The sequence below is a fragment of the Companilactobacillus halodurans genome, assembly GCF_009600995.1.
GTDB classification, from domain to species: Bacteria; Bacillota; Bacilli; order Lactobacillales; family Lactobacillaceae; genus Companilactobacillus; species Companilactobacillus halodurans.
The window spans coordinates 36,440-42,934 of sequence record NZ_VDFO01000026.1; the positions used below are offsets into that span (position 1 = coordinate 36,440).

The window sequence follows — 6,495 nt, forward strand, 5'->3', positions numbered from 1 at the left end:
TGTATATAATGTTAATGTTATGAAGAGAAATTAGCGTTGAATTTAATCAGAGATTTTGGAGGGGAATATCATAGATAAGAAGCAGTTACGTAAACGTCAAATTCAAAAATTGAATGAGAATAAGCACCAAGTAGTTATCGAAAGCCAGCAATTATTGGAAAAGTTGAAAAAGACTCCTGAGTGGCAAAAGGCTACTTCAATCGCTACAACAATCAGTGGTCCATTTGAAGTTGCAACGACGCCAATTATTAAGGCTGCCCAAGCGGTTGGTAAAAAAGTTTATCTACCAAAGACGATGCCTAAGCGTCAATTAGCCTTTATCCACTTTACCAGTGCCGAAGATTTAGTTGAGAGCAATTTTGGGATTCCTGAGCCAGTTTATGATGCCGGCTTAGTCAATCAAGAACCTGACTTGGTTATCGTACCAGGATTAGCTTTTGCAACTGATGGCAATTATCGCGTTGGTTTTGGTGGCGGCTATTATGATCGTTTTCTTGCCGATTACCAAGGCAAAACCGTTGCCTTAGTTCCTTCAGTGATGCAGTTTGAAAAGGCCGATTGGCCAGTCTTTGACCATGATATTAAAATCGACCGTTTGATTTTAGTTTAGTGTACTAAATGTGTACTCAATACCCAGTAATTTTTATGCAACTTTTTATTAAATGAACTATGATTATCTTGATAACTAGATTTGAATTTAGTCATCAAGATATTTTTTAGCTTAAGATGTAAGAAGATGAAGTTATGAAGTTATTGAAAAAGAATCTCTTAAAAGCCACAGTTTTGGCTTTAGGTATTAGTGCGTTGGCGCTTCCTGCGACCATTAATGGCAATGAAGCAAAAGCAGCTGATTTACAATACGGATTAACTAGCATTGGCAATTCAATAGTTACTGTCAAAGATAATTCAGCTGAATTGTATAATGCTTTGGGACAACCAATTAATCAAAAGTTGTCTGAAAATTCCAGTTGGAAGACCAATCTGGAAAATACGATTAGTAACGGCAATTATTTTGGCGTTGGTAAAAATGAGTATCTCAAAGCTTCAGATGTAAATTTCTTGATGAATGAGGGAGCTTCCAAGTACGGTCAAATTAGTAGCACGCCTTATGATGGCGTTGTAATTACCAATTTGTCTGGAGCAACTGTCTACGATGCAGCTGGCAAAGCTAGTACAAAAATTTTACCAGCAGGTTCAGCTTGGAAAGTTGGAACCCAAAACAATCTTCCCAGTGGCACATACTTTCAAATAGGAGCAAATGAATACGTCAAGGGAAATGATGTTCGAGTTTATCAAGAAACCCTTGTATATCCGATTAAAGAAGATATAACTTTAAGAAGTGGAAGTCCCATCACGCTTTATGATAAGAATGGGCAAGTTCTAAATAACAAGACTTTGAGTCCTGATAGCAGCTGGTATAGCGATGAATTTGCGGATATCGGTCATGTGGGATATTATCGTGTAGCTAATAATGAATATGTATGTATCGTTGATGTTCAAGCGTAGAAATAAATAAACCAAAATAATCGATTTTGGTTAGTGTTATATGCCGTTCTCCATAGCAAAGCAAATTTGGCTGGAACGATGTGGGCACGACTTTAAGCCTTTGCCAAGATCAGGCAAAGTCTTAAAGCTCGGCCTTATTCTAAGCAATAAATTGCTAAGAATAATTTCACATCTGAGCCAATTTGCTTTGCTATTCCGGACTGGATTGTGGTTTTATTCTTTATACTAAAAACAGAAAACCTCCAATTAGATAATAGTTTATCGACTATATCTAATTGGAGGTTATTTTTATCTGAAATTACTTGAAATAAATAATAAGTGACGTTATCCAGTTGGTAGTGGCAGCTTTGTGGATGCTCAGTACTGAAATTCTACTTAGCGATTTATCGCTTAGTAGAAGACCGGACTTTTTGACAATTCCCGGTTTTGGAATTGGCTTAAAGTTGCGTCCAGTACGTTCCAGCATCCACAAAGCAGAACGGACGACGAAATATTTTTACCAAGACGATTTGTCAAAGCCTTTTAATAGCAACTATTTCAGATTATCCATATACTTTGATAAAGATTTGAAATATTGTTTTGAGGTGAGATTATGACAATCGATACTGACAAATTAGAATTTGGTTTAGATACTTTTGGCGACGTCGCATTTAACGATGATGGAAGTAAAATGACCTATCGTCAGTCTTTGCAAAATATTTTAAAAGAAGGGCGGTTAGCAGACAAATTAGGAATTGATGTCTTTGCTTTAGGTGAACATCATCGGGAAGAATATTCGATTTCCAGTCCTGAAATCATGCTGTCGGCTTTAGCAAGTACGACTAAAAATATCAAATTAAGTACCGCAGTAACTGTTTTAAGTTCAGATGATCCGGTCAGAGTTTATGAACGTTTTGCAACACTAGATGGAATTTCCAATGGTCGAGCTCAAATTATGTTGGGTCGCGGTTCTTTTACTGAATCGTTTCCATTATTTGGTTATGATTTAGCAGATTATAACGAATTATTTGAAGAAAAAATTGCTTTGTTTAATGAATTGATAACTAAAGATAAAGTGACTTGGAGTGGTCAAAAAACTCAAAGTTTGGCCAATCAAACTGTCTATCCAAGAATTGAACAACATCAATTGCCAGTCTTTGTGGGTATTGGCGGAACTCCGGAATCAGTTTTAAGAACGGCAAAGTACGATTACAATATGATGATTGCCATCATTAGTGGCGAAGCAATTCGTTTTGAACAATATATTGAACTTTATAAAAATGCCACTAAAGAATATGGGGCAAAAGTGCGTCAAATCGGCGTTCACTCACATGGAATCATTACTGAAACTGACCAAGAAGCCTATGATATTGGCTGGAAATACATCAAGCAAAGTATGGATAAAGTGGGCTTAGATCGTGGCTGGCCACAAATGACTAAGAGCCGTTATGATTTTGAAGTCGGTCAAGGAGCTTATTATGTCGGCTCAATTGAAACAGTGGCTCAAAAAATTGCTCAAACGATTTCGGAATTAGATATTTCCAGATTTGATTTAGTATATGGAACTGGCGGTCAAACAGAAAGTACACGAATTAAGACGATTGAATTATACGCAACAAAAGTAATTCCACGAGTTAAGGAAATTTTGGAGAGTGAAGATGATGAGTAAATTAACGATTGGTATCATTGGAGCTGGAAAGTTAGGGATGACCTTAGCTAAATTAGGGATCGATGCTGGCTATACGATTAATATTTCCGGTTCAAAAGCCCCTGAAAAGATTGATTTGTCAGTCAGCGTCTTAGCCAAAGGTGCTAATACGATGTTGACTAAAGATGTGATTGAAAATTCTGATGTAATAATTTTAGCTTTGCCACTAAGTAAATATCACCTTTTAGATTCAAAACTATTAAAAGATAAAATAGTGATTGATGCGATGAATTATTGGTGGGAAATCGATGGCGATGAAAGTCAGTATTATGATGAAAAAACGACTTCATCAGAGAATGTTCAAAAATATTTTGCCGAAAGTATCATTATTAAAGCCTTTAATCACATGGGCTATCACGATTTAGCCGCAACAACCGGCAAGAATCAAGCGATGGTTTATGCTGGAAATAATCAAGAAGCTTTGGAAAAGGTGGCAGAAATCATTAAAGATTTTGGCTTCGTGCCTTATTATTTAGGAACTTTAGACCAGACTAATCCGTTACAGCCACATGGCAGTTTGTTCGGTGTAAGTGCTGATGTAACAGAGGTTGAGAAAATATTAAGCAAATAAAAACACCAATTCACAAAAATCTGAATTGGCGTTTTTTATTAGCATTTATATTAGTCACTAACAACAATCATTGATTTGATGACTTTACGGTCAGTCATTGCTTGATAAGCATCATTGATTTTGTCTAGTGGAAAACTCTTTGTGAAGACTAGTCCAGGATTGATTTTGCCATCTAGAACAGCTTTCAATAGAAGTTCTTTATCATAAGTCGTTACTGAAGCAGGTCCACCGGCTAAAATAATATTGCTTTGGAATGAAGTAGCAACGTCCATTTTTGGTTCATGTGGCAAACCGACACGGCCAACGATTGAACCAGGACGACCGACTTGCATAGCTGTTTTAGTAGATAATTCAGTTCCGACACATTCAAGGACAGCGTCAGCACCAGCATTATTAGTTAGAGCAAGCATCTTTTTGACGCCTTCATCACCACGTTCAGCAATATTGTCAGTTGCACCGAATTTCTTGGCTAGAGCTTCTCTATCAGGGTGGCGACTAGTTGAAATGATTTTTTTAGCACCGAGTAATTTAGCAGCAATAATACCACATTGACCAACGGCTCCATCACCCATAACGACAACAGTATCGCCAGCTTTAACATTAGCTACTCGAGCAGCGTGGAAACCTGTTGCCATAACATCAGCTAAAGTTAACAGAGACTTCAACATGCCTTCGCTGTAATCGCTAGGTTTGCCAGGAACTTTGACTAAAGCCCATTGACCATGTTGGAATCTGATGTATTCAGATTGATTGCTCTTGCTAAAGTTATCGTCGTGGTTTTGGCAATCGCCGTCGAAACCAGCTAAGCAAGCAGGACAGTGACCACAGCCGTGCGTGAAGGGTGCAATTACAAAGTCTCCAGGCTTTACAGTGGTGATATCCGAACCAACTTCTTCAACGATTCCGATTGCTTCATGACCATCATTAGTTGAATTATTATCTTTTTTGTCGAATCCGCGATATGCCCAAAGGTCCGATCCACAGACGCAAGCACGAATGACTTTGATGATGACATCGTCATTTTCTTTGATAGTTGGTTTTTCGACATCTTTAACTGTCATTTGACCAGCTTTTTCAAAAATTGCTGTTTTCATGTACAATTTTTTCCTCTTTTCTTAAACATTACTTTAAGTATAACTTTTCATTTAGAAATAGAGTAATAATTGTAAAAAATATCAACGAATTATTGAAAAGATTTTCTGTACAAAATCAAAAACCTGTCATAAATAATCTGATGATGTTAATATATTCAATTGCAAAACAAAAAGCTATCACGAATAGGTGTGATAGCTTAAATGATTTTTGTTAGAATAATTAAAAAACCGACCATGATTTTCATCATAATCGGTTTAAGCGATAATCGCATTTATGGGTGGTCAGGGGATCGAACCCTGGACCCACGGATTAAGAGTCCGTTGCTCTGCCAGCTGAGCTAACCACCCATGTGTCTTACTGGTTGAAACGTTTCCCTCTCAACCAACGAGATATATCATACCATAGGCTCCAAATTCATAGCAAGTATTTTTTTAAAAAAAGTTCAAAATTTTTAAGGTGGGTTTATGACGATTTTGTTTTAATGGGAAATAACTAGTATAATGTTGATGTCAAGGAGATATAATATGGCTAAAAAAATTCTAGTAGTAGATGATGAAAAACCGATTTCCGATATTGTTAAATATAATTTGGAAAATGAAGGCTACGAAGTCATAACTGCTTTTGATGGACAAGAAGCATTAGATAAAGTAGAAGAAGACGATCCAGATCTTATTTTGCTAGATTTGATGCTCACAGTTATCGACGGTCTTGAAGTAGCAAGAACTATCAGAAAAACTAAAGATACTCCAATTATTATGTTAACGGCTAAAGATACCGAAATCGATAAGGTTATTGGCCTAGAACTTGGGGCAGATGATTACGTTACAAAGCCATTCTCAAATAGAGAATTAGTAGCACGTGTCAAAGCACGTCTAAGAACGCAAACGCATGCTCATAGTGAAGATGCCAAAAGCAGCGAAATCAAAATAGGTGACCTAACCATTCTCCCCGATGCTTATACGGTAACTAAGAATGGTAAAGAAATAGAGTTAACGCATCGTGAATTCGAGTTGTTGCATTATTTAGCACAACACATCGGACAAGTGATGAAACGGGAACACTTGCTTCAAACAGTTTGGGGATATGACTATTTCGGTGATGTCAGAACAGTTGATGTTACCGTCAGAAGATTGCGTGAAAAGATTGAGGATAACCCAAGTCAACCAGAATGGTTGATGACAAGACGTGGGGTTGGATATTATTTGAGAGATCCGGACGCAGATTAAAAGAGAGCGAAACAGGGGCGGTCAGCCCTCGGAGCCTAAGACAATTTCACAGATTGCTCGCGTACTTTGCGAGTGATATGGGAAATTGTCTTAGGTGCAGAGGGTTGCCCCTGTGTAGCTCGTTTAAGTTAGAGAGCGAAACAAGCCCGGTAGCTACCGAGGATTAAGACAATTTCACGAATTGACTGCGAAGCAGACAAGGCGGGAAATAGGCTTAACCGGAAGTAGCTGGCTTGTGTAGCTCGTTTCCACTATAAAACAGTGAACAAGAACCATAAAAAAGAGGCTGTTCGTCAAATTAAGTTGATGGCAGTTTACATAAGCAGTTAGATCATAATTGGTCTAGCTGTTTTTTATTTGGCTGACGAGCTTGCTCGGAGCCAAAAAATTTGAAGATTGATACGCTTAAT

At 37.6% G+C, this 6,495-nt stretch carries 7 protein-coding genes and 1 tRNA gene; 6 read left to right on the forward strand and 2 right to left on the reverse strand.

All coding sequences use genetic code 11. The features are described 5' to 3' along the window. The first annotated feature begins 55 nt into the window (after window positions 1-55). The 5 genes from FHL05_RS07810 (at window position 56) to FHL05_RS07830 (ending at window position 3,764) form a co-directional block, all read left to right on the forward strand. Complete coding sequence (locus tag FHL05_RS07810; protein ID WP_153384949.1) at window positions 56-610, forward strand: 5-formyltetrahydrofolate cyclo-ligase; 555 nt, start codon at window positions 56-58, stop codon at window positions 608-610. A 134-nt stretch (window positions 611-744) separates the two neighbouring features. Further along, a complete protein-coding gene (locus FHL05_RS07815) occupies window positions 745-1,506 on the forward strand; it encodes an SLAP domain-containing protein (RefSeq protein WP_153384950.1) in 762 nt (253 codons plus the stop codon). A gap of 353 nt (window positions 1,507-1,859) precedes the next feature. Next, window positions 1,860-2,102, forward strand: coding sequence for a hypothetical protein (locus FHL05_RS07820; RefSeq protein WP_153384951.1), 243 nt, complete (start codon window positions 1,860-1,862; stop codon window positions 2,100-2,102). Next, window positions 2,099-3,154: an LLM class flavin-dependent oxidoreductase gene (locus FHL05_RS07825; RefSeq protein WP_153522408.1), complete on the forward strand. Its 1,056-nt coding sequence runs from the start codon at window positions 2,099-2,101 to the stop codon at window positions 3,152-3,154. Before FHL05_RS07820 ends, FHL05_RS07825 begins: the two co-directional genes overlap by 4 nt. Further along, window positions 3,144-3,764, forward strand: coding sequence for an NADPH-dependent F420 reductase (locus FHL05_RS07830; protein ID WP_153384953.1), 621 nt, complete (start codon window positions 3,144-3,146; stop codon window positions 3,762-3,764). Before FHL05_RS07825 ends, FHL05_RS07830 begins: the two co-directional genes overlap by 11 nt. A 50-nt stretch (window positions 3,765-3,814) precedes the next feature. Here FHL05_RS07830 and FHL05_RS07835 read toward each other — a convergent pair whose 3' ends face one another. Both FHL05_RS07835 and FHL05_RS07840 read right to left on the reverse strand, forming a co-directional pair. Then, a complete protein-coding gene (locus FHL05_RS07835) occupies window positions 3,815-4,858 on the reverse strand; it encodes a zinc-binding dehydrogenase (RefSeq protein ID WP_153384954.1) in 1,044 nt (347 codons plus the stop codon). Window positions 4,859-5,133: 275 nt separating this feature from the next. Beyond that, window positions 5,134-5,206 (reverse strand) — tRNA-Lys (locus tag FHL05_RS07840). 177 nt (window positions 5,207-5,383) lie between these two features. Between FHL05_RS07840 and yycF the strand changes: the two genes are divergently transcribed. Next, complete coding sequence (yycF, locus tag FHL05_RS07845; RefSeq protein WP_153522410.1) at window positions 5,384-6,085, forward strand: response regulator YycF; 702 nt, start codon at window positions 5,384-5,386, stop codon at window positions 6,083-6,085. Window positions 6,086-6,495: the final 410 nt, after the last annotated feature.

What these genes read in the sequence shown, in the direction of transcription:
- FHL05_RS07815 (WP_153384950.1), top strand. Translation starts at nt 745, where the DNA reads ATGAAGTTATTGAAAAAGAATCTCTTAAAAGCCACAGTTTTGGCTTTA.
- FHL05_RS07825 (WP_153522408.1), top strand. Translation starts at nt 2,099, where the DNA reads ATGACAATCGATACTGACAAATTAGAATTTGGTTTAGATACTTTTGGC.
- yycF (WP_153522410.1), top strand. Translation starts at nt 5,384, where the DNA reads ATGGCTAAAAAAATTCTAGTAGTAGATGATGAAAAACCGATTTCCGAT.
- FHL05_RS07835 (WP_153384954.1), bottom strand. Translation starts at nt 4,858, where the DNA reads ATGAAAACAGCAATTTTTGAAAAAGCTGGTCAAATGACAGTTAAAGAT.
- FHL05_RS07830 (WP_153384953.1), top strand. Translation starts at nt 3,144, where the DNA reads ATGATGAGTAAATTAACGATTGGTATCATTGGAGCTGGAAAGTTAGGG.
- FHL05_RS07820 (WP_153384951.1), top strand. Translation starts at nt 1,860, where the DNA reads ATGCTCAGTACTGAAATTCTACTTAGCGATTTATCGCTTAGTAGAAGA.